Raw genomic sequence first — 24,946 nt, 5'->3', positions numbered from 1 at the left:
CGGCTCCTCAAGATCGGCGGCCGATGGCGGCCAGTACGTCCTCGCGACGCAACTCGCGCAGTTCGGCGGGTTCCGGGATCCGGCCGAGCCCGCGCAGCCGTCCCGACTGCGCCTTGCGCACGCTGTCGAACAGCTTGCGCGCGTCACGGGCGTTGCCGAAGCCCGGTTCGGCCGATAGCCGCCGGAAGTGTTCGGTGAGCGCGGGCGCGGCGGTCGGGTCCAGTTCGTAGTCGCCTGCCGTGACCATTCTGGCGATGATGCCGACCAACTCGTCCGGGGTGTAGTCCTCGAACTCGACGGTCTTGGCGAACCGCGAGGAAAGGCCGGGGTTCGCGGCGAGGAACTGGCGCATCTCGTCGGTGTAACCCGCGACGATCACCGCGATCTCCTCACGGTGGTCCTCCATCAGCTTCACCAGCGTGTCGATGGCTTCCTGCCCGAAGTCGCCGCCGCTGCCGGACTGCCTGGACAGCGTGTACGCCTCGTCGATGAACAGCACCCCGCCGAGCGACTCCTCGAACACCACCGCGGTTTTCTCGGCCGTGTGCCCGATGTACTGGCCGACCAGATCCCGGCGGGACACTTCGCGGAACTCGCCGCGTGGCAGCACACCGAGTTCACGGAGCAGCTTGCCGTAGGAGCGGGCGACCGTGGTCTTCCCGGTGCCGGGGGCGCCCGCGAAGATCAGGTGGTGGCTCAGCGCGCCGGTGGCCAGCCCCGCCCGCGCCCGCCACCCGTTCACCTGGATCTCGTCGACCAGCGAGCGCACCTCGGCCTTGACGCCCGGCAGCCCGACCATGCCGTCCAGTTCGGTGAGCAGGGTGTCCAGCGGACTGGACCCGCCGAGCATTTCGATGGGGTCGGCCACGACCCGCGCCGTCGCCGCGACGTCGAGCCGGATCGCCGGTTCGGCGGTGTTGCCGATGTCGCACGCCTCGATCGAGCCGCCGCAGCCGGGGCCCACGTCGATGCCGACACCGCGGGCGTCACGCACCGAGGTGTTCTTCAGCACGGGTTCGCTGCGGTGGGCCACCACGATCGCGGCCTGCCCGGTGCGGCTGATCCGGCAGTTCTGCACCGAGGGCCGCGCGTGCTGGTAGATGTAGAGGCCGCGCTGTCCGCAGCCGCTGATCGTGCACGAACGCAGCACCGGATCGGCGCCGAGCCCGACGATGATCCCGTCCGCGGTGACGTCTTCGATGGTGACGTTCTCCACCACGCCGGACGTACCTTCCAGGATCAGCCCCTGTTCCGCGCCGGTGATGGTGACGTCCCTGATCGCCAGCGGTCCCGGACCACGGACCGCCACCCCCGGCCCCCGGCCGGCGTGCACGCTGCAGCCTTCCATGGTCAGCTCGGCGTTCTCGGCCCGCACCGCCGCCGCGTCTCCGCCGCGCACGTTCACCCCGTGCACGGCGAGCGTGCCACCGCGGGCGAGCAGCACCGGCACCTCGGCGCCGGTGCCGTCGAGCAGCACCTCGGCACCGCCCGCCGCGCGCAGGGTGAGGCAGCGCTCGGTCAGTTCGAGCGTCTCGGCGTAGGTCCCGGCCGCGATCGAGACACACGCGCCGTCGGGTGCCTCGAGCACCGCCTCGCCGAGCGTGGGATAGGCGCCGTGCCCGGCGGGGTCGACCAGCAGGGTGCGGCCTGCGGACGTGGTCATCGGTGTGCCTCCTCGGCCAGCCAGCCGCGGTCGGCGGCCTTCACTCCTGCCTGGAACCGGCTGCGGGCACCGAGCCGGTTCATCAGGCTCGACACCATCCGGCGAACGGTGCGCACCGAGACACCGAGCGCGGCCGCGGCCGACTCGTCGGTGCGGCCGGCGCAGAGCAGCGCGAGCAGTTCCCGGTCGCGGCCGGACAGTTCGACCGCCTCCGGCGGGTCGCTGCCGCTGAACGGCACGGCGACCGGCCACAGCCGCTCGGCCAGCTCGGTTATGGCCGCCACGACGCTGGGCAGCCGGAGCACGGCGACATCGTGCGTGCCTTCGCCGGGCAGGATCGCGAACGTGCCGTCGACCACCAGCGCTTCGACCGGAACATCGGGCATCGTGCGGATCAGCACCCCCTGCCGGGCGAGCCTGCCGAGCCGCCGCGCCGGTCCAGCCGTGGTCCGCACGTGGTCGGGCACCAGCATGCGGAAGCGGATCCCGCGGCCGAGGATGGCCTGCTCGGTCCGGCGCGCCGCCAGCACCGGATCGACCAGCGTGCTGACCACCAGCACATCCCGTCGCGCGGCCACGAGTGTGCCCGCCACCTTGGCGTGCCGGGAAGCCAGCAGGCGGGGCACGTGGCCGTGGACGGCGGCGAGCCGCGGCGGCTCCTGTGGCGAGGACATCATGGGTTCCCTCCGATCGGCAGCGACGCGGCGACGGCGAGCGCGTGCTGGTTGTCCATCCGGTCGAGCCGCACCCCGGGCACCGCCATCCGCAGCAGCCGGTCGGCGGCGGCGTCCACGGCGGCGTCGGTGGTGGCCGCGAGCCGCAGCACGCCCGTGTGCTCGGGCACGGTGATCGCGACGGTGCAGGCCACCCCGGGAACGGCGGCGAGCAACCGGTGCAGCACGTCCATCCGCGCGGACAGCGAGCGGGTGCCCAGGCCGGAGACCCGGATGCCGACCTGGGCCACCGGCCCGGCCCGCCAGTGCCGCCGCTCCTCCCTGATCGCGCCACGGCCCGGCCCCGTGTGGCTGAGCCCGACCAGCGTGGCCAGCACTTCCGGCTCGGTCAGCGCCGCCGCGGCCATCCCGGCGCCGCGTAGCTTGCGGTGCAGCTTCCGCACCGTGTTGCCGAGGGCGACGAGCAGCTCGCCGTCCTCGGCGAAGTTCGGCTCGCGCAGCATCCGCACGGCCAGCCACGCTCTGGTTTCTTCGCCGCGCCGAGGGCCGCGGTGCAGCACGAGCTGCGCTCGGACGGCGGGCAGGATGACACCGGCGTCACCGGAATCGGCCAGCGGCGCGCCGGACAGCGCGAACCTGGCGAGCGCGGCCGGGGCGGTGTCGACGGGACGGAGCACGGCGAGCAGTTCCTCGACCCGGCTGATCACCCCGGCGGGTATCCCGGCGAGTTCGACTGTGCCTACCCCGGCGCCCGGCGCCAATCCGCTCAGCAGGGCCTTCGCACCGCCGGTGTCGGGCAGGTTCCTGGTACGGCGACGCGTCAGCAGCCGAGCCCTGGACATCAGCTCGTCGGAGAGCCAGCGGCCGCGGACGCGCACGGCGGTCCAGGTCAGCAACCCCGTGGCGGCCAGCAGCAGGCTGGTGAGCACGGGCCACGGCCTGCCGATCGCGAGAACCACGAGCACCAGCGCGAGCTGCCAGCACACGATGCGCAGCACCGGCAGCTCCAGCGGCCTCCGGCGGGCAGGCGGGGACGGCGGCTCGATCCGGTTCAGCGGCACGGCCACCGGGGTTCGCGCGGGCGCCGGCGCGGGGCTGGGCTGGGCCGTGCCCGCCGCCGGGGTGATCGGGCGTGGCCGGGGCACGGCGACCCGTGCGGCGGCGACGGTCGCGACGGGGGCGGACGCCGTGTGCGCGGCGCGTTCAGCGCGTTCAGCGCGCGCTCTGCTGGCCGCGCGCAGCGCCTCACCGGCCCGCTGCCGCTGCTCGGCCGTCATCTCAGGCGCCTCATGCCACCCACGCGGCCATGGCCGTCGCGGATGCCGGAGCGCACTCCCGGCAGCGCGCGTAGTGGTACACGAGCCGGTGGCCGCGGTAACGGCCGCCGGGGAGCGCGTCGAGCAGGCCGACGTCCACCAAGGACTCAAGGGTGTGCCGCACGGCGTCCGGCGTGCCGCCGAGCGCGCGTGTGGCGTCGGCGGAAGCGAACTCGCCTGGCAGTTCGCCGAGCGCACGCAGCGCCGAACGTCCCGCCGGGGGCAGCGGCGCCAGCGCCGTGGCCAGTGCGTGCCGGTAACCGTCGCCGGCACAGTCGAATACCTGGCACGGGGTGGCCGCCAATGTCTCCGGCGCCCCCATCGGACGAGTGGACAGCTTGGCGATCACGTCCCGCAGCGCGGCCGGGACTCCGCCGCAGAGCGCGAGGAGTGCTTCGCTCGTACTCCCGCGCGGGTCGCCCACGGTGGCCCGAACCAGTGCGGCCGCGTCAGGTCTGGACAGCGGGCCAAGGCTGATCCGCACGGCGCCGTCGACGTGCCAGTCGCGGTTGCGGGTGGTGATCAGCGTGCGGCAGGCGCGTCCCGCGGGCAGCAGCGGTTCGACCTGGCCGGGGCCTTCGGCGTCGTCGAGCACCAGCAGCACCCGGCGGTGAGCCAGTTCGCAGCGCCACAGCGCGGCGCGCTCGTCCACCGTGCCGGGCATCAGCGCGTCCGGAACACCGATGCTCCGCAGCTGCGTGCCGAGCGCGTCGAACGCGGTCAGCGGCCGTGTGCTGCCGTGCAGGTCGAGGAAAAGCTGTCCGTCCGGGAACGCGCCGGCGAGGGTGTGGGCGGCGTGCACGGCGAGCGCGCTCTTGCCGATGCCGGGCTGGCCGTCGATGAGCACCACGCCGGGCGCGCGCCCGATGGTGTTCAGGTCGGCGGCGCGGCCGGTGAACCACGGGGTGTCGCGGGGCAGTTCCCGGCGGGGGCGCGCCGGCTCGAGCGCGGCCAGGTACGCCGCGGTGAGGGCTCGGCCGGGGCGGACGCCGAGTTCGGTGGAGAGGACCTGGCTCGCCTGGCTGTAGGCGCGTACCGCGTCAGCTCGCCTGCCCAGCGCGTGCAGCGCGCGCACGAGGCTCGCCCACGCGGTTTCGCGCAGTGGGTCTTCCTCGGTGAGCGCCCGCAGCGTGCGCGCGGCATCGCCGGTGCGGCCGAGCGAGAGCTGCGCGTCGGCGAGTTCCTCCCTCAGCTGCCCGCGCAACTCCGCGAACTCCTCGGCGGCACAACCCATCGGCAGGCCTTCGAAGGCAACGCCGCGCCACCAGCCGAGCGCCGCCTCGTACGCGGCGACCGCGATGTCGAAATCTTCTGTCGCGGCGGCCGCGCGGGCCGCCGCGGCGCGCTCGGCGACGTACTGGGTGTCCAGCTCCCCGTGGCCGAGCCGGAGCCGGTAGCGGCCGGGTGCGCTCTCGATCCTGGCGGCGCCGTCCGGCAGCGCGCGGCGCAGCTGCCACACATAGGTCTTCAGGTTCGACTCCGCAGAGGCGGGCGCGGCCGCATCCTGCCAAGTCGCTTCGATCAGCTTGGCACTGGTGAGCCACGCGTTAGGGTGCAGCAACAGCGTTGCCAGCAGGGTCGCGGCCTTGCTGTTGCCGAGCCGGTAGACCTCGCCATCGCGGCCGCGCACCTCCAGCGGCCCCAAAGTGTGGAACAGCATGCCGCCCACGATCCCGGCCCGAACATGAGGTTTTGATGACAGCGCTTGTGCGGGGGACGGGTGAAATCCCCGGGCACCGGCCGGTTCGGCGAGCACGTCGGCGCCATCGTCACGGTGACCGACGCGACGGCGGAGTTGTCCAGGCACCGGACGTGGTGCTGTGGGTGATCCGCGGCCAGGGCGCTGGAGCAGCGGGAAACGCCTGCCGGTGGTGCGCAGGTGACCGTGAACTCGGCTCCGAGCAAGGTGCTCGCCGAGTGAATCCGCGCTGCGAACGAGCTGGACCTTTTATGTACCAGGGTGTCCTACCCTCGCCGCGTGACGAGCAAGCTGCGGCAACGGTTACCGGCGGCACTGCTCGTGGCCGCCTGCGCGGGAACGGTGGCGGTCGCGGTCTCCGGTGCGAGTGACGCACTGGGCGGGCTGGATTTCGCGCCGTCGGGGCACTGGGTGGGCAACCCGGGACTGGATCTTCTGTTCCATGTCAACGGGGCGAGCGCGACGGTGGACACACAGGCGGGCTTGCCGCTGGATCCCGGCGACCGGGTCTACCAAGGCGAGTCCAGCGTGTTCGTCGTCGGCGACTCGCGGATCAGGGAATTCGGCAAGTCCAGCCTCGAGGTGGAGAACGAGGTGCCCGCCCCGACCGGCGAGCCGGCGGTCGGCGTCGAGGCACCGGGCGGGCCCTACCTCGTTTTCCGCGAGGCGGGCACGGTGGTGCGGCTCGGCGAGCGGCCTGCCACGATCCGCGCGGGCACCGACCTCGGCGACCCGGTGGCCACGCCGGAGGGCTCGCTCTGGCTGCACCGGATGGCCACGGGCGTGGTGTGCCATCTGCCCGTGGATGCCGATCAGGTGTCGTGTCCGACGGTGACGCCGATGGGCCACAGCGGCGAGCTGACCGTGGCGGGCAGCTCGGTGGCGTTCGTGGACAAGACCGCCGACACCGTGCAGACGGTGACCGAGCAGGGTCTCGGCACCCCGGTGAACATCGGCGTGGACCTGCCGCACACCGCCACGATCGCCAACGCGGACGCGGCGGGGCGCGTCGCGGTTGTCGATCCGGGCGCGCGGCAACTGCACCTGATCGACACGGCCGGTCTCGCCACCGGCACGCCGGCCGCGGGCACGGTGACCGTGCCGTTGCCCGAAGGCGAGTTCACCAGCCCGGAAGCGAGCGGTTCTTCGGTCGTGCTGCTCGACAAGCGGACCGACGCGGTCCACACCTACACCAGCGACGGCAAGCCGCAGGCGATCACCCCGGTGCCGCCGGAAACCGGTGAGCCGAGGTTGAGCCGGGGTGGGGACGGGCGGGTGTACGTCGACGGGGACAAGGGCGGGCACGTCATGGTGGTCGACGAGCACGGCGCGGTGAGCCAGGTACCGCTCGTCGACGAGAAGAAACCGGGCGATACCGGTGATCCGCAGGCACCGCCGCCCGAGCCGCAGCCGGACAAGGGCCCGCAGCCGCCGCCCGCGCCGAACGAACCGCAGGCCGGGCCGCCTCCCCAGCAGCAGAAGCAGGCTCCGCCGGCGCAGGCACAACCCCAGCCGAAGCCCGACCCCAAACCTCAACCCCAACCCCAGCCACAGCCGAAGCCCCAGCCTCAACCGGAGCCGAAGCCGCAGCCTCAACCCCAGCCTCAGCCCCAACCGCAGCCGAAGCCCGAACCGCAGCCGAAGCCTGAGCCGCAACCGCAACCGAAGCCGCCGAAGCCGCTTCCGGCGAGCCCGCCCGGTGTCGCCACCAATCTCACCACCGCGGTCGACGGCACCTCCGTCCAGTTCACCTGGGGCGCCGCCGCGCCCAACGGCGGTGAGGTGACCGCTTACCACGTGTCCTGGAAACCCGCCGCCGGCGCGGGCAGCCTGACCAAGCCCGGCAGCGCCCGCTCGGCGACCCTGTCCGGGTTGAAACCCGGCACCAGCTACACCGTGACGATCGTCGCCGAGAACAGCGCCGGCCAAGGCGCCTCGGCCAGCACCAAGGTGGCCATTCCCGGCCCGACGGTCACGGTGACCCGCGGAAAGCCGAGCGAGTACGACGGTTGCGGGCCGCCCTGCCACAAGATGCGCATCCGGGCGACCGGCCTCGAACCGGACACCGAGTACGAGTTCAACCCGTTCTCGAACCATCCGACCTGGGAGAACCCGGGCTCGAGCTGGACCACCGACGAGAACGGAGAAGTGGACTTCCAGAACATCGACTTCGGCGAGCCCGGCTATGAGGTGTGGGTCGTGATCGAAGAGACCGGTACCACCTCCAAGCACTACACCTGGCCGGGTTGATGAGCGGGCAGGGAGCCGTGCGGCCCACCCGGCGCGGCATCGCGGTGCTCGTGCTCGGCCTGCTGTTGGTCGCGTTTGGACAGTGGGCGGGCTACCCGTTGCTCCGCGCGCTGGGCGGGATCCTGCTCGCCGCGGTGCTGGCCGCCGTCGCGGTGACGGCGCGCCGGGTGCGGGTGGTGGTGACCCGGTCGGTGTACCCGGACCGGGTGCAGCGCGGCAGTTCGGCGCTGGCGCGGCTGCGGGTGCGCAATCCCACCACCGCCCGGCAGCCCGGGGTGCTGGCCACGGACAGGGCGGGCGGCGAGGCGCAGACCGTGCGGATCCGCCCCCTGCCGCCGTCGACCGGGGCGACCTACCACTACGAGCTGGCGACCAGGGCTCGTGGCCGGATGACGGTGGGGCCGCTGTTGCTGCACCGGGCCGACCCGTTCGGGCTGGCGCGCAACCGGCTGCCGACCGGCGAGACCGCCACGTTGTGGGTGTACCCGAAACAGTTTCCGGCCAGGGCGCTGGTCGGCGGATACGCCCGGCACCACCACGAAGGCGCGGCCACCGACGAACTGTTGCGCGGTTCGATGGACCTGCGTGACGTTCGCGAGTACGTGCACGGCGACGAAATTCGGCACCTGCACTGGAAAGCGACCGCCCGCACCGGCCGGTTGATGGTGCGAGACCTGGCCGACCCGCGGCAACCGCGGTTCACGGTGCTGCTGGACACCAGACCGGATTCCCTGCCGTCACAGGGTTTCGAAGAAGCCATCGACCTCGCGGCTTCGCTGCTCGGCGCGTCGGCACTGGCCGGACGGCACAGCAGGCTGGTCACGTCGTCCGGGCTCGACGTGCCCACCGCCGGCGGTCCGCAGGCCGCCCGTCAGTTGCTCGACGAGCTGTGCCTTCTGGACCAGGGCGGCAACGACGACGCGGTGGTGCCCGCGGTGCTGGGAACGAGCCGCGGGTTCGGCGGCTGCTTGACGGTGATCACGTCGCCAGGTGCCGAGATGTCTTCGCTGGCCTGGCTGCGCAGCCGCTACTCGCCGATCTTCGTGTTCGTGCTGGGGGCGGCGGGCGCGGCGCAGACGGTGACGGGGGCGAGGCTGCTCGGCGCCGAGGATGCCGAGCACGCCGTGCGCCGATGGAACGAGGTGCTCGGATGAGGCCGAAGGCACTGCCGGTGGCGTGCGTGCTGCTGGCCGCCGTGGTGGCGGGCCTGCTGTTCGCGCCCGTGTTCGGGGGATGGCCACTGGTGCTGCCACTTGTCGTTCCCGCGGCGGCGGTGTTCGCGGTCGCCTTGCTCGGTTCCCGGCGTGAAACGCTGCTGCCGTGGCGGCCGGTGCTGACACTGCTGACCGGACTCCTGTCCATTGTGGAGACAATGCTGTGGCCGACCACGGCAGTGGGTTTCCCGACCGGCGCGACGATCCGCGCGCTGGCCGACGGTGCGACGGACTCCTGGCGGCTGGCGTTGCAGTCGACGTGGCCCGCTCAGCCCGACCCGGCGCTCATGCTGTTCGTGCCGTTGCTGGCGCTGGTCGCCGGCGTACTCGGAATCGAGCTGCTGCACCGGTGGGGAGCGCTGGTGGCGCTGGCGCCGAGCTTCGCGGTGGTGGTGCTCAGCCAGTTCTTCGGCGCGAGCACCGGCCTCGGTGCGACCATCGGGGCGCTCGCCTGCGCCGCGGCGGCCGGGGCGCTGCTGATCGCCACCAGGGCTGAGCGGATCGACCACGGCCGCCGGATCTCCACACTGCTGCTCGCCACGCCCACGGTGACCCTCGCCGTGATCGGCGCGCTCGCCGGCGGCACGCTGCTGCCCGCGGCCGAATCCAGGTACACGCTCCGGGACGACCAGTTCGCGCCGCTCGCCGAAAGCCGGATCACCAGCCCGCTGGACGAACTCGCCGATCGGCTGGCCCACCCGGATCTCCCGGTGTTCACTGTGGACGGTGGAGCCGGGGTCGACCGGTGGCCGGTGGTGGTACTGCACGAGTTCGACGGCGCCGGCTGGACGCCGGGCGGCCGGTACCGCAAGCTCGGCGCGGATCTGCGGCCGGGCAAGGAGATCACGGTCGCGGTCGAGCGGCGCACCGCCGAGATCGGCGCCGTCCGGCTCGACGGACCGTGGCTGCCGAGCCAGCCCCTGCCCGCGGGTGTCGACGGCCTCGAACCGCTGGTGGAGGAGCGGCAGGGATCGCTGTTCACCCGAGCGCCGGGGCCGGTGGGTTACACCCTCAGCTGGTGGGAGCCGCAGGCCGACCCGAACGCACTCGGCGACGCGGCGGTGGACCGTTCGCTCGCCGGCGAGCTGGGCGGGGTCGGGCAGGTGCCGCCGGGGATCGCCGGGCTGGCCGGCGTGGCCGTGCCCACCCGGCCGACGTTCCAGGCCGCGCTGGCACTGGAAAAGTACCTGCGTGAGAACTACCGGCTGGCTGATGGCCCGAACCTGCCCACCGGGAACTCGTGGCCACAGCTGAAGAAGTTCCTGCTGGAAACAAAACGCGGCACGAGCGAGCAGTTCGCCGCCGCGTACGTCGCGCTGGCCAGGATCAAGGGCATTCCGGCCCGGCTCGTCGTCGGGTTCCGCGCGCCTGCCGACCGGATACCCGGCCGGCCGTACACAGTGCGCAACGGCAACGCGCTCGCCTGGCCGGAGGTGGCCGTGCAAGGGGTGGGCTGGGTACCGCTCGACCCGAGCGGCACGACCGCGACGACGGACCAGAGCCAGGGGAGTGGATTGGTCGCGGCCACCGCCGAGGCGCGCGCCGGCCTGCCGCCGCCGGAGCAACTGCGCGACCCTCCGCTGCCCGAGGCGCCGGCGGCGACCGGCCCCGGTTTCTGGGCGGGCTGGTCGTTCCCGGTCGAAATCCTGCTCGCGGTGCCGGTGCTCGCCGCGCTGCTGTGGGGTTTCGGGGTGCCACTGGCGAAAGCGGCACGGGCGCGGCGGCGCCGGCGCAGGCCCGGCGCGGGCGCGGTGATCGGCGCCTGGGAGGAGGTACGCGACCGGCTGCGGGCGTACCGGGTGCCGGTGTCCACGGGAATGACGGTGCGCGACCTCACCGCGGCGGTCGCGGCGACCGACGGCGCCGCGGTGGACGGCCTGCGATCGCTCGGCGCGACCGTGGAATTCGCCCTGTGGTCGGGCGCCGACCCCGGTCCGGACGCCGGCAGGCACGCGTGGACCGCCGTCGGCGCGGTCCGCCGGGGACTCGCCCGGCGCGGGCCGCTGGCCAGGCTGCGCGCCGCACTGAACCCCAAGCCGCTACGGAGCCTGCGCTGAGTGGTCACGATCGGAAAGTCCACGACGGACTTCCAGGCGGTCAACCTGCACGCGCTTACCAGAGCAGTCCGCGGGGTGAGCATTCGATCGGGGATGGGGAGGGCTGGGTGGGTAGGTGCGCGGGTTTGTTTAGCCGGGTGGCGGTTTGGCGCGGGGCTTCCGATCGTGACCACTAAGCCTTGGCCCACAAGGGTTTCTCGAACCCCTCACCAGCTCGTCACGCTCTCGGGCGGCGGATCCGTCTCGGCTGTTCCTGCTCCACCGGCTCCGGCTTCAACGGGGTGGCCGCGCCGGGATTGGCGACCTGCCACACCTCGTGGTCGAGCGCCTCCTTGGGCGTGGTGTCTGCCTTGGCCGTGTCCGACATGGCCACCGGCCGGTAGCCGCTGCCCGCCGGGTCGGCCAGCGCCGAACGCCCGCGCAGCCGCGGCGGCACCCCCGGCGTCACCGGCGGGGTCCGGGTGCGGCGCTCGCCGTCTTCCAGTGACCGCGCCTGGCGGTTCCGGCGGTTGCGGGCCGCACCCGCCATCATCGGCGGCATCATCATCATGGGCGGAATCATCCGCCCCTGCCCCCGCGCCGATCCCGGTTCGGCCGCGCCCGGCGACCCGGGCGGCTGCGGTGCCTCGGGCGTGGCACGGGAGGCGGTGAGCGGCACCGGATCGGCGACCCGCTCGATCCGGCGCGGCCCGTCGGACCCGGCCGAACCCGGTACCGATCCGTCGGCCCCGCTCGCGGTGAAACCGCCCGGCCGGGAACCGTCCGACGGGCGTGAGCCGTCCAGCGGCGAACCTTTTTTGCCGCCGCCGGCCGGGCGACGCCCACCGGCCCCCGGGCTGCCCGGTGGCACGGCGATGAGCCCGGGGATCGACAGACTGCCCGGCGGCAGCGTCGAACCAAGCAGATCCGGCACGACGCCGGGTCCCGGAGCGGGCGCACTCGCGAGCTGCGCGGCCGTACCGTTCGGCTCGGCGGGGCAGCAGTCCGCCGACAGCTGGCCGGTAGCCGCTTCGGCACCGGCCGCGCCGAGCACCGCCTCCGCGGCCGCGAGGAAGTAGCGGTCCAGTTCGCCGAGGTGGGCGGCCGTCTCGTGGTTGCCGTCTTCGGCAGGCCACTCCACCGCGCCGGTGAGCCTCGTCCTGGTCAGCAGCAACTGCCTGGCCAGCTCATCCAGCGCCAGCCACGGCTGGTGCCGGTTCACCCGGCCGAGCGCCTCGTCGATCGCGGCCAGGCGAAGGTTCACCTGGCGGGCGAACTCGGTGCCGGTCGAGTCGTTCCAGCTCGGCTTCAGGTTGTCCAGTTCACGCCGCAGCGAGTCGGCGAGTTCCCCCAGTTCCGCCGCGACGGTGCGCCACATCCGGCTGGCCTGCTCGACCCTGGCCAGGTGCGCGTGGGCCTCCACGTCGACGAGCGCGAACTGGACCATCGAAGGCAGGCGGGCGTAGTCCATCGCTCAGTCCTGCGCGATGACGTAGCCGAGCACCGCTCGCGCGCCCGCCTCGTCGGTGGCGTCGTAGTCGGCGGCGGCCACCGCGGCCGCGGCCTTCAGCGTCGCGATGTCGTCCCTGGTCTCGTCGAGGAACTGGCCGAGCGACAGCGTCGCGGCCAGGTCGGCGGCGGTGAAACCCGCGCACGCCAGCATTCCGGCCGGGCAGGGGGTGGCCGCGGGCGGAACCGCGACGTCGGCCACCGCATCGGGCCAGGCGACCCGCTCGGCGAAGCTTCGCATCGCCTCCGGATCGCCGTGCATCTCGTGGCGCGCCTCATCCATGGTCACTCCCGTCGTCCTTCGCCAGCCAGCCGAGCTGGACCAGTCGCGCGGCGTGCCGCCGGCCGACCAGCCACGCCCGGCCGGGCGGCAGCAGTTCCGGTTTCAACCCGCCGAGGAGCGGGCCTTCTTCCTTGTCCCCGGACAGCAAAAGGCCGGGTGAGCCGACATCGCGCAGCCGCGAGATGAACGGTTCGAACAACGCCCTGCTCGCGCCTCCGGTGCGGCGGGCGAGCACCACGTGCATGCCGATGTCGCGACCTTGCGGCAGGAAGTCCAGCAACGGCAGGAACGGGTTGTCCAGCTGGCTGACCACGAGGTCGTAGTCGTCGATCAGGATGTACAGCTCCGGCCCCTGCCACCAGCTGCGGTCGCGCAGCTGGTCCGGGGTGATGTCCGGCCCGGGCAGCCGCGCCGTCATCTCCTCCGCCACCATCATCATCAGCCGGGTGGTCGACTCCCGGTCGGTGCCGTAGCCGATGAGGTGCTCCGAGGTGATGTCGCCGAGCAGGCCGCGCCGATGGTCGACGATGATCACCCTTGCCCCCCTCGGCTCGTAGCTGTCCGTGATGGCCCTGGCCACGGTTCGCAGGAACGTGGTCTTGCCGGATTCGGTGTCACCGAGCAGCACCAGGTGCGCGTCGGCGCCGAAGTCCAGCCGGACCGCGCCGAAGTCGTCCTCCGCGATGCCGACGGCCAGCTTGTGCGTGGTGGCGTCGTGGGCGCGGGACAGCTTCGCGTAGGGCAGCTGTCCCGGCAGCAGCCGCACGGCGGGCGCGGGCGGGCCCGGCCAGGCCGCGGCCACGGTGTCCACCAGGTCGCGCACCCCGTCGGCGAGCCCGGCCGGGTCCTCGACGCCGTCGATCCTGGGCAGCGCGACCAGCAGCTGGTGCTTGCTCATCGTCACGCCACGGCCCGGCGCGCCCTCGGGCACCTTGATCGCCGACGCCCGGTCCACCATGCTGTCCACCGGGTCGCCGATCCGCAGTTCCAGCTTGCTGCCGAACAGGTCCCTGATGTTCATCCGCAGGTCGAACATGCGCGCCGCGGACACCACCACGTGCACGCCGTAGGAAAGGCCGCGCGCGGCGATGTCGGCCACCACCGCCTCCAGGTCGTCGAACTCGCTCCGCAGCGTGGCCCAGCCGTCGATGACGAGGAACACGTCGCCCCACGGATCTCCGTCGGTATCGCCGCCTTCACGCACCAGCCGCCGGTAAGCGGGCATGCCGTCGATCTCCCGCGCGGCGAAAACCCGTTCCCGCTGGGCGATCAGCGTGCGCACCTCGGCGATGGTGCGCCGCACCGCGCCCGGGTTCTGCCTGCCCGCGACCACGCCGACGTGCGGAAGGCCGCGGATCGAGCCCAGTGCGCCGCCGCCGAAGTCGAGGCAGTAGAACTGCGCCTCACGCGGCGTGTGGGTGAGCGCGAGGCTGGTGACGATCGAGCGCAGCGCGGTGCTCTTGCCGGACTGCGGCCCGCCGATCACCAGCACGTGTCCCGCCGAGCCGGACAGGTTCAGCACCAGCGGGTCGCGCCGCTGGTCCAGCGGCCGGTCCAGGATCCCGACGACGGCCCGCAACGCACCGGCCAGCCGCTCGTGCGTGCTGCCGAAACCCCGCTCTTCGCCGGCGACGAGATTCGGCAGCAACGAGTCCAGCGTGGGGGAGGAGTCCAGCGGTGGCAGCCACACCTGGTGGGCGGGCGCGCCCCGGCCGCGCATCCGCTCGACGATGATGTCCAGCAGGCTCTCGCCCACCGCCTCCTCGTCCGGCACCTGCTCGGTTTCCGCGGGGTCGAGCGCGGGCGCCAGGTAGCGCGTCGAGTAGTCCAGCAACTCCAGCTCGCCGTCGTCCCCGGAGTCCAGCGGGCCCGTCTCCCGCGCGTGATGCGTGCCGGAGACGTAGGCCGAGCGGAACCGCACCATGGACTTGTCGTCCGTCTTGAGGAATCCGTGGCCCGGCGCGCGAGGAAGCTTGAACGCGTCACCGACGCCGAGCACCGTCCTGCTCTCCAGATCCGAAAACGTGCGCAGCCCGATGCGGTACGACAGATGGGTCTCCAGGCCCCGCAGCCTTCCTTCCTCGAGCCGCTGGCTCGCGAGCAGCAGGTGCACACCGAGCGCACGGCCGACCCGGCCGATCTGCACGAACATGTCGATGAAGTCGGGCTTGGCCGAGAGAAGCTCGCTGAACTCGTCACAGATCACCAGCAGCGTCGGCACTTCCGGCAGCGGGGCACCGGTGGCGCGGGCGCGCTCGTAGTCGCGCAGCGACGTGAAATTGCCCGCCGCCCGCAGCAGTTCCTGCCTGCGCAGCAACTCGCCGGTGATCGCGTCGGTCATCCGGTCAACGAGTGGCAGTTCGTCGGCGAGGTTGGTGATCACCGCGCTGGTGTGCGGCAGCTTGTCCAAGGTGGCGAAGGTGGCGCCGCCCTTGAAGTCGACGAGCGCGAAGTTCAGCGAGTTCGGCGGGTGGGCCACCGCCAGCGCCAGCACGATCGTGCGCAGCAGTTCGCTCTTGCCGGAACCGGTGGCGCCGATGAGCAGGCCGTGCGGCCCCATCCCGTCCTGCGCCGACTCCTTGAGGTCCAGCTCCACCGGCGTGCCGTCGGTGCGAATGCCGAACCGGACCCGCAGCCGGTCCCGCGTCGGCCGCTGCACCCAGGTCTCGCCGGGGTCGAAGGTGTACGGGTCGCCGATCTCCAGCAGCTCGGCCAGGTCGAGGTCGGTGCTCAACGGTTGCTCGCCGCGCCCGCCCGCGCTGGCCCGCAGCGGCGCGAGCTGCCGGGCGATGCCCTCGGCGGCGGGAACGTCCAGCGCGTCCGCCCGGCCGAGTTCGACCGTGCCGTCCAGGGTCTGGCTGGCCAGCGAGCCTTCCGGGTCCACGTGCAGCACGATGGTCGCCGGGTCGAGCGCGCGCGGCGGCGCGTTGCGCAGGTCGATGACCGTGACGCCTTCGAGTCCGCCCTCGGCCATCAGCGTGTCCGAGCCCGCGGTCGATCCGCCGTCCAGCACCACGACCACGTGCGGCATGGCCACCCTGCTGTCCACCGCGAGGTCGAACCGGGGACGCTCGCCGAGCAGGTCGTCGATCATCGCCTCGATCGACACGATGGAGCCCGCCACGAGCCGCAGTGGTCCCACGGCGTCGGCCCGTTCGGGGTGCTGTGCGTGCGGCAGCCACTTGAGCCATTCCCAGTCCGCCTGCGCGGATGCCGAGGTGCAGGCCGCGATCCGCAGGTCGTCCGGTGACTGAAGCGAGGCGAGCTGGGTGAGCATCGCGCGCACCAGCGCGGTCGAGCGGGACCGGTCGCCGCGGACGTAGATCCGGCTGAACCCGTTGACGGCCATGGCGAGCGGCAGCCCGGGAATGGCGGTGTAGGTGGTGAGGAACCGGCGCAACGCGAGTGCGGACAACGGTTCCAGTTGTTCCAGCGGCTTGGCCTCTGGCGGGACGAGGGTCATCGCGGGCCGCTGCTCGCCGGTGCCGATGCGGGCGACCCCGAAGTCGGCGTCCATCGGGCGACGCTCCCACAGCCGGTAGCTCGCGACGAGGGAAAGCAGCGCGGCCGGTTCCGGGTGCAGGTAGACCATGGCGTCGCGCTGCTTGTGGATGGAGCGGGTCAGCCGCAGCCGCTGCTGACCGAGGTGGCGGAGGTAACCACGCCGTTCCTGGCCCATTTCCCGTTTGCTCGGCCCACCGGAATTGAGCAGCGCGACACCGACCATGCCCAGCATGCCGACGCCGAACAGGCCCATCACGACCAGCCGCAGGACGCCGTTGCCCGCCCCGAAACTGCCGGAGAACAGCAGCATCATCGCGGCCATCATGGCGATCATCGGAATCACCATGAGCACCTGCGTCCACTGCCGCCCGCCCGGCTGCGGAATCTCCGGCGGCGCGTCGAGGATGAGTTCACCGGAGGGTTGTTCCGGGGCGGGCCGGCGGACCGGCCTGCGCACCACGACCGTCGCCATCGCGCTCCCTCCTCGTGGCCGGACTCCGACGATTCTCACCCCGGTCCGCGCCGCTGTGCGGCCGTTGGCAGGAACGTGCCGCGTGCCCCAGCGGGCCGTGCCGCCCGAACTAGCGTCGAAAGTGCCCTGTCACTGCCGGCACCGATGGCAAGCGGGGAAGACGGCGTGAGCCGCAAACAGGAAAGGAGGCTCCGATGACCGGTAGCGGTTTGATGGACGCCAACACGGACACGCTCGCGAGAGTAGTCCAGATGGCCGCGGTGGTCGTGCAGGAGATCGAAGGTCACCGCGGCAAGCTCGAGGGTGAAGTGAACAGCGTCATCCCCGCGCAGTGGAACATGAACCAGTCCCAGGCGCTGCTCGTGGCGCACAAGAAATGGGACATGGCCATTCGGAACCTGTGCCAGAAACTGGAGAAGCTGGGTGGCGACACCCAGTTCGCCATGAACGACTACATCGGCGCCGACGAGCAGGGTACCCAGTGCTTCCACGGCGCCCAGGACGGCGGCGGAGCGGGCTTCGGCGGCGGCTTCGGTGGCGGCGGTGGAGCGGGCTTCGGCGGCGGCGGCGGGTTCGGCGGCGGGTTCGGCGGTGGCTTCGGTGGCGGGTTCGGTGACGCACTCGGGGGTGACCTCGGTGGCGGTCTCGGCGACATCGGTGGCGGTGATTCCGGCGGAGGTGATTCCGGCGGTGGCGATTCCGGCAGCGGTGACGGCGGTGACGGCGATTCCGGCGATTCCGGCGGCGGGGGTGATGGCGGCGGCGGCGATTCCGGTAGCGGTGGCGGCGCCTCTTCCGGCGCCACCTACGCGTTCTCCGGAGTGCTCCGGGCTGTGTGACCTTTCACCGACCTGAGGAACACGAATAGCGGAAAGGAGATGAACCATGCGTAAACTCGCGATGTTCGGTGCGCTGGACGGGCTTTCGGCGAGCATGAACGGCTGCGTCAACGGTGTTCAGCAGTCGATCGATTCCTGGGGCAATGCCTCGGGAATGACCCAGGCCGACTGGACCGACCAGGCCGGCGGGCAGTTCGCCGAGATCAGCCGGGCCTGCCAGCAGGTGATGGTCGCGGGACAGGAACTGATGCAGGCCATGAATCAGGGTGTGCAGTCCTGCAACTCGGAGAACATGGCCGCGGTGCAGCGGTCCTGCGGAAGGCTGGGCTCCGGCATGTGACCGGCCCCGGCTGAAAGTGTCCCGGTGCGCCTGCGCGCGCCGGGACACTTTCGTGTCCTGCCGATGATTTCGCCGTGGCCGGAACAGGTCAGGACCCGCCGCGTCACCCGTGCCCGAAGCGACACTGGGATCGGCGCTGATCACCGGGAACACCGCTGTGGCAACCAAAAGTTCAGGGAGGGACCATGGTACAGCCGACGATCGACCCGGCCGCGCGGAAAGCGGACTACGAACGGCTGCGCGACGACCTGCTCGAGATCAGGGACAAGATCGCCGACATCGAGGCGTCCGCCGACTCGCCCGACGGCCTCGTCAGCGCCACGGTGGTCGGGCGCGGCGAGCTGAGCGAGCTGTACCTCGACCCCAGGATCTACCGGACGCACGACTCGAAGGCGCTCGCCGGATCCATTGTGGACACCATCAAGGACGCCGTCGCGCGGTCGCAGGAGCAGTTGTTCGAGATCACCCGCCAGTACCTGCCGCCGGCCGCGAAGCTCGAGGACACCGACGTGCACACCGGCCCCTTCCTGCACCAGCTCGACCGGAAGATCAAGGGGGAGTTCTGATGGCGGACTACGACATGGACCCGGACGCCGTGACCCGTGGCATCAACCAGCTGCGCGCGGTCGGCGAGGACTTCGGCGGCGCGTGGGAAACGCGCAAACGGGCCATCCAGGCCGGGCAGGCGGGGATCGGCGGGGACACCCTCGCCCAGGCATTCCTGGAGAAATACCTTCCACTCGCCGAGAAACTGACGGCGATGGCCGACGCCATCCCCGCCGCTTACGGCAGTTTGTGCGACGACGCGATGGGTTGCGTGGCGGACTACCGCGCCGCGGACGCCCAGGGGACCGGCGCGGTCAACCGGCTGGCCGGCACCGACGGCCGGGAAACGCCGGCCTAGCGCCATGACCGGTAGCAGGCTGGCGGCGGCGGCCGTGGTCGCGGCCGCCATGGTCGTCCACCCCGGCGTGGCGACGGCGGCACCGCCGCCGGGCGCTTGCGGCGATGCCGACCCGGCGAGCCCCACGGTCACCGAGGTGCCCTGGGCGCAGCGGACGCTGGACACGAAGACCGTGCACGAGCACGGCACCGGCGCCGGGGTGGTGGTCGCCGTGGTCGACTCCGGCGTGGACGCCGACCATCCCCAGCTGCGGCAGTCCGGAAAGGTCCAGCCCGGCCAGGACTTCTTCCTCGTCGGCGACCTCCCCGGCAGCTTCGACTGCGTCTCACACGGCACGGGAATCGCCAGCATCGTCGCGGCGGCACCGACCCCCGGTATCGGATTCACCGGCCTGGCGCCGGACGCCACGATCCTGCCGGTCCGGATCAGCGAAAGCGACACGACCGACGGCGCCACCCAGGCCATCGACCCCGAGGTACTCGCCAGGGGCATCTGGTACGCGGTCGACCAAGGTGCCGACGTCATCAATCTTTCCGTCGCGGGCGGACTCGACAACGTCTACGTGCGCGACGCGGTCCGGTACGCGGTGGAGAAGGACGTGGTCGTGGTGGCCGCCGCGGGCAACGCCCAGGAGGGCGCCGCGCCCGGCCCGGCGAGCTATCCCGCCGGCTACGACGGAGTGCTCGGGGTCGGTGCCGTGGACATGACCGGCACCCGCCTGCCCAGCTCGCAGATCGGACCGCAGGTGGATCTCGTGGCCCCGGGGGCCGGGGTGCTCAGCGCCGCGAGAGCGGGCGGGCATCAGTACCGCGACGGCACCAGCTTCGCGGCACCGTTCGTGTCGGCGACCGCGGCACTGGTGCGCGCGGCCCGGCCGGAGCTGTCCGCCAAGGAAGTCGTGCGGCGGATCCTCGCCACCGCGAGCCCGGCGCCGGGCGGCCGCGACAGCGCCGCCTACGGGGCCGGGCTGGTCAACCCGTACCGGGCCCTCACCGACGGCCTGGTGACCGCGGGCCCTCTCGCCGTGCCCGCCGTGCGGCGTCCCGTGCCCGATCCCGCACAGGTGCGCCTCGCCGAATGGTGGGACGACAGCACCTCGACGGCGTGGATCATCGCGATCCTCACCGGTGCTGTGGCCGCACTGGGCGCGATCACGGCGCTCGTGCTGGTCCGGGGACGGCGGGGCGGCTGGCGACCTCGTCGCACTGTCCTTCCGCCGGCCGAGCCCCCGCGCGACGACCTGCCGGACGAGATGTTCGTGGTACCGCCACCACCGGCGGAACGCTGACGGTTCAGCGTGCCAGCACGGTGGCCGGGTCGAGGCCGCTGCCCAGCGGCACCCGGTCGACGAGCCCGGCGGGCAGCCGGACGGGTTCCGCTTCGCCGTAGCCGAGAATGCCCAGCACTTCGCGGCTCGCCAGCGGATACGCCCGGCCCTGGTCGGTGACCAGTACGAGGGTGCCCGCGTGCGCCCCCGCGCTCGGCATCACCTCGACCAGCGCCGCCCGGCCCGGCTCGACGTGGACGCGGTCGGCCATCGGCATCCCGTGCGCACCCCGGCGCGGTGTGGCCATGGTCGCGAGGCCGAGCACCGGGGAATCGACGTGCAGCACCGGAACCGCCGCGGCGGGCTGGTAGGTGGCGCAGAGCGCGCCCCCACCGGCGAACCGGGGGCGCACCGCGGGCGCCGCACCCGGTTCGGCCGGGGCGGGGGGTGCCTTGGGAGCCGCGGCGGCCGCGGCCGGACCGAGCGGGACATCCACCGGCTGGCCGCCGTCGTAGGCTCGACCGGTTTCCGGATCGGCGCGCTGGATGTCGTACTGCAGCGGGGAAATCGGCCGGAGCCGGTCCGCCTCGGCGAGGTAGTGCTCCCGCCCGCCGGAGGTCTGCAGGACGAGCAGCTGGCCCACGCGCAGGCCGGCGATGCCCGGCACGGCCGTGGACGGCGAACCGACGCCTGCCGGGCGGATGGGCCCGATCGGCGCGCCCGCGGGCAGGATGTCCACCAGCGGCATCCCGGCCCGTGTCCGCGGCTCGGCGCTCAACGCGAGCCCCGCCGACACGATGCTCGGCTGCTCGATGCGGTGCCGGTAGCCATTGGCGATCAGGTAGGTCTCCCCGCTGGCAGGCACTTCGGCGAGTACCGCCGCGTCGGCCAGCGGCGTGCCGCCGGGGGCGCCGGTGCCCGCCAGCAGCAGCGATTCGTCCACAGTGGACCCGCTGGGGTCGGGTACCGGCCGCGAGCAGAGACTCCAGCCGCCGGTGAGCAGCTTGTCGGGCGCCGGCAGCGCGTCCGGCGCGTCCGGAATCCCGATCCACGGCCCGCGCGGCACCCCCGCCAGCGAATCACTGGCCACCGAGACCGTCTCGGCATGCTCGCCGAGGGCGAGCAGCGCCGAGGCGTAGTTCGTCACCGGGTGCAGCACACCGCCGAGGTAGACGTAACGCGCCCCGGACTCCTGCGCCACGATCACCGAGGGCTTGTCCCGCCACGACGTGTTCCCGCCCGGGTTGACCAGCCCGTACACCCAGAACGCCACCAGGGCCAGCACGCCGATGACGATGCTGCCCACCGCGGCACCGCCGGGACGGCGGAACGGTGGTTGCTCCGGGTCCGGCTCGCGCGTCACCAGCGCCGAGATCGCCCGCTGGGCCAGGAACTGGTGCGCCTGCAGCAGGTCGCGTTTGGACGCCATCGCCTCAGCCGCCCAGTCCGCGCACGAGCCCGTACAGGCCCAGTACCGCGCACAGCACGGGCACGCACGCCAGCACGATCCCGATTTCCAGCAACTCGGCGAACCTGCCGAAGAACGGGCTCGGCAGGCGCTTGCTGTGGCCGAGGCCCAGCAGAATCGCCAGACCGGCCACGGCGAGCAGGACGGGCGTGGTCACGGCGAGCAGGACGTCCGATTCGGCCATCACCGGGCCGGTGACCAGCGCACCCGCGCCCGCCACGCCGGTCAGCAGCAACGGGGCCCGGTGCCGCAGGGCCGGGTAGAGCCGGGCGCGCAGGCAGAAGCCGACCGAGAGCACGGAGAGCAGCACGACGACCGATGCGCCCGCCTGCCTGGCCACCACGAACTGGCACAGCACGGCGACCGTGGCCGTACCGCCGATCGCGCCGGTGAGCAGCTGGTCGGCCCGCAGCACCGCGGCGTACACCGCGTGCCGCGGCGGCTGCGGGTCGTCCCGCACGAGGTCGGCGGTGCTGCGCGGCAGCACCGGCATCGGCACCCTGCCCAGCCGGGTGGACAGCGGGCCGAACAGCGGCGAGAACAGCAGCGCCACCACCGTCGCGACCGCGGCGCCGTCCACCCCGTCCAACGCGTCCAGGCTGGCCAGCCAGGACGCCAGGCCACCCAGCAGACCCGCGGTGACGCCCGCGATGAACAGTTCGGCGCGCTCGACCACGCCGACGTATCCCAGTGCGGAGGCCACCACGAGCGCCGAGCACGCGGCGAGTACGTGCGGTGCGCCGAAACCCGTGGCCTGCGGGCCATCGCCGAGCAGCAGCCCGCCGCCGACGAAGGCGAACGGCAATCCCAGCGCGGCGACGACAGCGCCGGCGCCCGCGTCGCCCAGTGCGCGGGCCAGCGCGGTCCCGGCGACGAGCAGGGCCGCGCAGCAACAGAAAGCGACCCACGCCGCTGTTGTCCACGGTGGCCCGGCCCTGACCACCGCCACCAGGGCGAGGGTGGCCGCGAACGCTCCGGTGAGCAGGCCCGCGGCACGGGTGTGCACCGGCCCCCACGGCCGGCCGGTACGCCCGGCGCCCTGCGCGATGGTGTCGGCGAGGTCGTCGTACTCCAGCTCGGGCCAGTGCAGGCGGCGGGACACCAGGTGCAGTACCTCGCCGTCGCGGATGCCGCAGGTGCCAAGGGATGCGCTGAGGCCGAGCGCGGTGCCGTCGGTCTTGCGCAGCAGCCAGCCGCCGTCGGTCACCCCGTCGTCGGCGAGGCTCTCCCCGGCGCGGCGCAGGAGGCCTGGCAGGACCTCGGCCACCGAGGCGCGCTCGGGCAGCGCCAGGTCGATCCGCCGGGCCGGTGCGTCGATGGTCACTCTGACGAGGTTCGTCGTCATCCGCGTTGTCCTCCGCGCCTTGTGGATCCGGCGGCAGCAACCTGCCGTCGGCACCACCGTGGAACTTCTCGTTCCTACGATGAAGTGCGAACGGTGCGAGGGAACGGAAACGGCAGCTACCGGACAAGTGGGGATGGCGGCACCATGAGGGTTACGCACGATCCGGCGGGCACGATGACTCCTCTCGGCGAAGGCCCGGTGGCCACGGTGCTTTCCGGTGTCGACGGGACTGCCGCGTTCGCCCTCAAGACGTACCCGGGGCCGATCGACCGGCGCACCCGTGGCCTGCTGGACGCCGAACTGCGCAGGCTGGGCGGGTTGCGGGCGCGGGCGCACGTGCTCGTGGCCGACCGGGTGGAGGAACTGCCCGACGGCCGGTGCGCGCTGCGGATGGAGCTGTGTGCCCAGTCGCTGCCGCAACTGGTCGCCTCGTTCGGCCCTCTGACCATTCCGGACGCGCTCGCCGTGGGCAGTGCACTGGCCGCGGCGCTCGCGGCCGCCCACGCGGCCGGCGTGGTGCATGGCGGCGTCACCCCCGGCAACGTGCTGTTTCGACCGTCCGGGGAGCCGGTGCTCGCCGATTTCGGCTTGGCCCTGCGCCACGCCTTCCCCGCGGATGTGAGCACCGGGGCGGACTTCCTGGCTCCGGAGACCGTGCGGGACGGCACCAGGGACGAGCGGACGGACCTGTACGGGCTCGGGGCCGTGCTGTACTTCGCGCTGGCCGGTTCGTCGCCGCACCAGGGGCGGCTCGGTGAGCAGGTGGACGAGCGGCTGCTGCGCACGCTCAGCAGCGAGGTGCCCGCGCTGGAGCGCACCGACCTGCCGCCAGGACTGGGCCAGCTGGTGTCCGCGCTGCTGGCGAAGAACCCGGACGCGCGGCCGCTGGACGCGGCGGCGGTGGCGGCCAGACTGGGCCCGCCGCGCGCGCAGCCCGTGTTCGACGACTTCGGTGACGCCTTCGCGAGCAACGTCGCCAGACCCCAGCCGTCCGCGCCCGTGCACCGGCCCGCTGCGGCCGCGCCGCGGGGTGAGTTGCTGGTGCAGTACGGGCCGGGAGACAAGGCGCGGAGCAAGCCGAGGACCGGTGCCGTCGTCACCACCGTCGGCGCGCTGTCCGTATTGGCCGTCGCGGTGGTGGTGTTGGTGCTGAACCAGCCCGTGAAACCCGACGCGCCGATCGTCCCGGCCGGTATCGCCGCGCCGGAGCCGGGACCGTCCGGCGGGCAGCCGGTACTACTCGAACTCGCCGATCCGGTGGACAAGGGCAATTACGTCGAACTGTCCTGGCGCGGCAGCGAGCCGCTGGACTTCGTGGTGGTCATCGCGCCGGAGGGGCAGGAAGCGCACACGGAGTACGTGGGGCGGGCCAACACCTACCGGGGCCGTATCGATCCGGTGCTGCGGTACTGCTTCCTGATCCAGGGCGCCACTTCCAGCGGCTACGTGCAAAGCCAGCCGAAACCGATCCGCGAAGCCACCTGCACCAACGAGTAGCTCCACTGTGGACAGCCAATCGGCGGCGCCTTTCTTGACGCGGATCAGACGGCGTCCGGCCGCGGCTCGTCAGTGCCGGTGAGACGGTGGAGGGTGTTCGTGCCTTCGGCGTTCGCGGCCAGGTAGTCGTCGACGCAGCACTGCATGTCGTCACACGTGCCGCGGTAGGAGTCGGACAGGCCGTCGGCGCGTGCCATCAGGCGTTCGGCGATCGGCAGGTACCTCGAAAGGAAGGCCTGGGTCATCACGTCGTCGCCGAGGCCGGACGCGCTGGCGGCGAGTGCCTCCCGGCGGGCCTGCCACGCGGAGCCGAACGTCTCGCCGGCGGCCCGGAACCTGTTGATGCCGTGGCTGACCCCATCGGGATCCATGTCGTACCGGGTCATGTCGCCCTCCTCGGATCAGGCAGTGGTGCGGAGTTCTGTTGGGATCACGACATCGAAGAGAATCAGCTCACCGCACCAGGACTTGAGCCTGTCGAGTGCGGTGTACGCCATGAGTGCCGTGGTTCCGCAGGCGCGGCCGGTTCCTCGCCGCCGGCTGAGGACTCGGAGGGCGGCGTCGCGTCCGCGGTGCCGTCGGCGGACTCCTGCGACGTCGAGCTGCTCTCCGGCGCTGCCGATGAGCCGCCGCCCGTCCCCGAACCCCCGCCAGACGGCGTCGTCA

Annotated in this window: 19 protein-coding genes; 9 read left to right on the top strand and 10 right to left on the bottom strand. The window is 72.6% G+C overall.

The window, feature by feature from the left end; all coding sequences use genetic code 11:
* Positions 1-7: 7 nt before the first annotated feature.
* The 4 genes from YIM_RS29585 to YIM_RS29570 are packed head-to-tail and all read right to left on the bottom strand — an operon-like array spanning position 8 to position 5,313.
* Positions 8-1,663, bottom strand: a complete 1,656-nt coding sequence (locus YIM_RS29585; RefSeq protein WP_153033457.1) for a right-handed parallel beta-helix repeat-containing protein — start codon at positions 1,661-1,663, stop codon at positions 8-10.
* The gene (locus YIM_RS29580; protein WP_153033456.1) at positions 1,660-2,340 is read right to left on the bottom strand and encodes a response regulator transcription factor; all 681 of its coding nucleotides are present in this window, start codon (positions 2,338-2,340) and stop codon (positions 1,660-1,662) included. Before YIM_RS29580 ends, YIM_RS29585 begins: the two co-directional genes overlap by 4 nt.
* Positions 2,337-3,614: a hypothetical protein gene (locus YIM_RS29575; protein WP_228004086.1), complete on the bottom strand. Its 1,278-nt coding sequence runs from the start codon at positions 3,612-3,614 to the stop codon at positions 2,337-2,339. Before YIM_RS29575 ends, YIM_RS29580 begins: the two co-directional genes overlap by 4 nt.
* 10 nt (positions 3,615-3,624) lie before the next feature.
* The gene (locus tag YIM_RS29570) at positions 3,625-5,313 is read right to left on the bottom strand and encodes a BTAD domain-containing putative transcriptional regulator (protein WP_153033455.1); all 1,689 of its coding nucleotides are present in this window, start codon (positions 5,311-5,313) and stop codon (positions 3,625-3,627) included.
* Positions 5,314-5,631: 318 nt separating this feature from the next.
* Between YIM_RS29570 and YIM_RS29565 the strand changes: the two genes are divergently transcribed.
* Genes YIM_RS29565 through YIM_RS29555 form a run of 3 tightly spaced genes read left to right on the top strand, consistent with a single transcriptional unit; the run spans position 5,632 to position 10,873 of the window.
* On the top strand, positions 5,632-7,602 hold the full coding sequence (locus YIM_RS29565; RefSeq protein ID WP_153033454.1) for a fibronectin type III domain-containing protein: 1,971 nt from the start codon (positions 5,632-5,634) through the stop codon (positions 7,600-7,602).
* A gap of 17 nt (positions 7,603-7,619) precedes the next feature.
* On the top strand, positions 7,620-8,756 hold the full coding sequence (locus YIM_RS29560; RefSeq protein ID WP_153033453.1) for a DUF58 domain-containing protein: 1,137 nt from the start codon (positions 7,620-7,622) through the stop codon (positions 8,754-8,756).
* Positions 8,753-10,873, top strand: a complete 2,121-nt coding sequence (locus YIM_RS29555; protein WP_194239790.1) for a transglutaminase domain-containing protein — start codon at positions 8,753-8,755, stop codon at positions 10,871-10,873. The genes YIM_RS29560 and YIM_RS29555 overlap by 4 nt, the downstream gene beginning before the upstream one ends.
* Before the next feature lie 217 nt (positions 10,874-11,090).
* On the opposite strand, the gene YIM_RS29550 is transcribed toward YIM_RS29555, so the two are convergent.
* Genes YIM_RS29550 through eccCa form a run of 3 tightly spaced genes read right to left on the bottom strand, consistent with a single transcriptional unit; the run spans position 11,091 to position 16,620 of the window.
* Complete coding sequence (locus tag YIM_RS29550) at positions 11,091-12,323, bottom strand: WXG100 family type VII secretion target (RefSeq protein ID WP_153033451.1); 1,233 nt, start codon at positions 12,321-12,323, stop codon at positions 11,091-11,093.
* 3 nt (positions 12,324-12,326) lie between these two features.
* Positions 12,327-12,644, bottom strand: a complete 318-nt coding sequence (locus tag YIM_RS29545; protein ID WP_153033450.1) for a hypothetical protein — start codon at positions 12,642-12,644, stop codon at positions 12,327-12,329.
* Complete coding sequence (gene eccCa / locus YIM_RS29540) at positions 12,637-16,620, bottom strand: type VII secretion protein EccCa (RefSeq protein WP_153033449.1); 3,984 nt, start codon at positions 16,618-16,620, stop codon at positions 12,637-12,639. The genes YIM_RS29545 and eccCa overlap by 8 nt, the downstream gene beginning before the upstream one ends.
* Before the next feature lie 194 nt (positions 16,621-16,814).
* Here eccCa and YIM_RS49375 point away from each other — a divergent pair, with 194 nt between their 5' ends.
* The 5 genes from YIM_RS49375 (at position 16,815) to mycP (ending at position 19,991) form a co-directional block, all read left to right on the top strand.
* Positions 16,815-17,459, top strand: coding sequence for a hypothetical protein (locus YIM_RS49375; protein WP_228004085.1), 645 nt, complete (start codon positions 16,815-16,817; stop codon positions 17,457-17,459).
* A gap of 46 nt (positions 17,460-17,505) precedes the next feature.
* On the top strand, positions 17,506-17,799 hold the full coding sequence (locus tag YIM_RS29530; protein WP_153033448.1) for a hypothetical protein: 294 nt from the start codon (positions 17,506-17,508) through the stop codon (positions 17,797-17,799).
* Between the two features lie 185 nt (positions 17,800-17,984).
* On the top strand, positions 17,985-18,365 hold the full coding sequence (locus tag YIM_RS29525) for a YbaB/EbfC family nucleoid-associated protein (protein WP_153033447.1): 381 nt from the start codon (positions 17,985-17,987) through the stop codon (positions 18,363-18,365).
* A complete protein-coding gene (locus YIM_RS29520) occupies positions 18,365-18,703 on the top strand; it encodes a hypothetical protein (RefSeq protein WP_153033446.1) in 339 nt (112 codons plus the stop codon). The genes YIM_RS29525 and YIM_RS29520 overlap by 1 nt, the downstream gene beginning before the upstream one ends.
* Before the next feature lie 4 nt (positions 18,704-18,707).
* Positions 18,708-19,991 carry a type VII secretion-associated serine protease mycosin gene (gene mycP / locus YIM_RS29515; RefSeq protein WP_153033445.1) on the top strand — a complete coding sequence of 428 codons (1,284 nt, stop codon included), beginning with the start codon at positions 18,708-18,710 and terminating at the stop codon, positions 19,989-19,991.
* A 4-nt stretch (positions 19,992-19,995) separates the two neighbouring features.
* Here the strand turns inward: mycP and eccB are convergent, their stop codons facing one another.
* Both eccB and eccD read right to left on the bottom strand, forming a co-directional pair.
* Entirely contained in the window at positions 19,996-21,399 is a 1,404-nt protein-coding gene (eccB, locus tag YIM_RS29510) for a type VII secretion protein EccB (protein WP_153033444.1), read from the bottom strand.
* Positions 21,400-21,403: 4 nt separating this feature from the next.
* Positions 21,404-22,783: a type VII secretion integral membrane protein EccD gene (eccD, locus tag YIM_RS29505; protein WP_153033443.1), complete on the bottom strand. Its 1,380-nt coding sequence runs from the start codon at positions 22,781-22,783 to the stop codon at positions 21,404-21,406.
* Between the two features lie 144 nt (positions 22,784-22,927).
* Between eccD and YIM_RS29500 the strand changes: the two genes are divergently transcribed.
* A complete protein-coding gene (locus YIM_RS29500; protein WP_228004084.1) occupies positions 22,928-24,280 on the top strand; it encodes a protein kinase in 1,353 nt (450 codons plus the stop codon).
* Between the two features lie 44 nt (positions 24,281-24,324).
* Here YIM_RS29500 and YIM_RS29495 read toward each other — a convergent pair whose 3' ends face one another.
* A complete protein-coding gene (locus tag YIM_RS29495) occupies positions 24,325-24,666 on the bottom strand; it encodes a hypothetical protein (RefSeq protein ID WP_153033442.1) in 342 nt (113 codons plus the stop codon).
* Positions 24,667-24,946 lie beyond the last annotated feature (280 nt).

Origin of the sequence: Amycolatopsis sp. YIM 10 (assembly GCF_009429145.1) — a bacterium.
Classification (GTDB): domain Bacteria; phylum Actinomycetota; class Actinomycetes; order Mycobacteriales; family Pseudonocardiaceae; genus Amycolatopsis.
The sequence above is the reverse complement of the archived record's forward strand: the minus strand, read 5'-3'. Positions and strand labels throughout refer to the sequence as shown.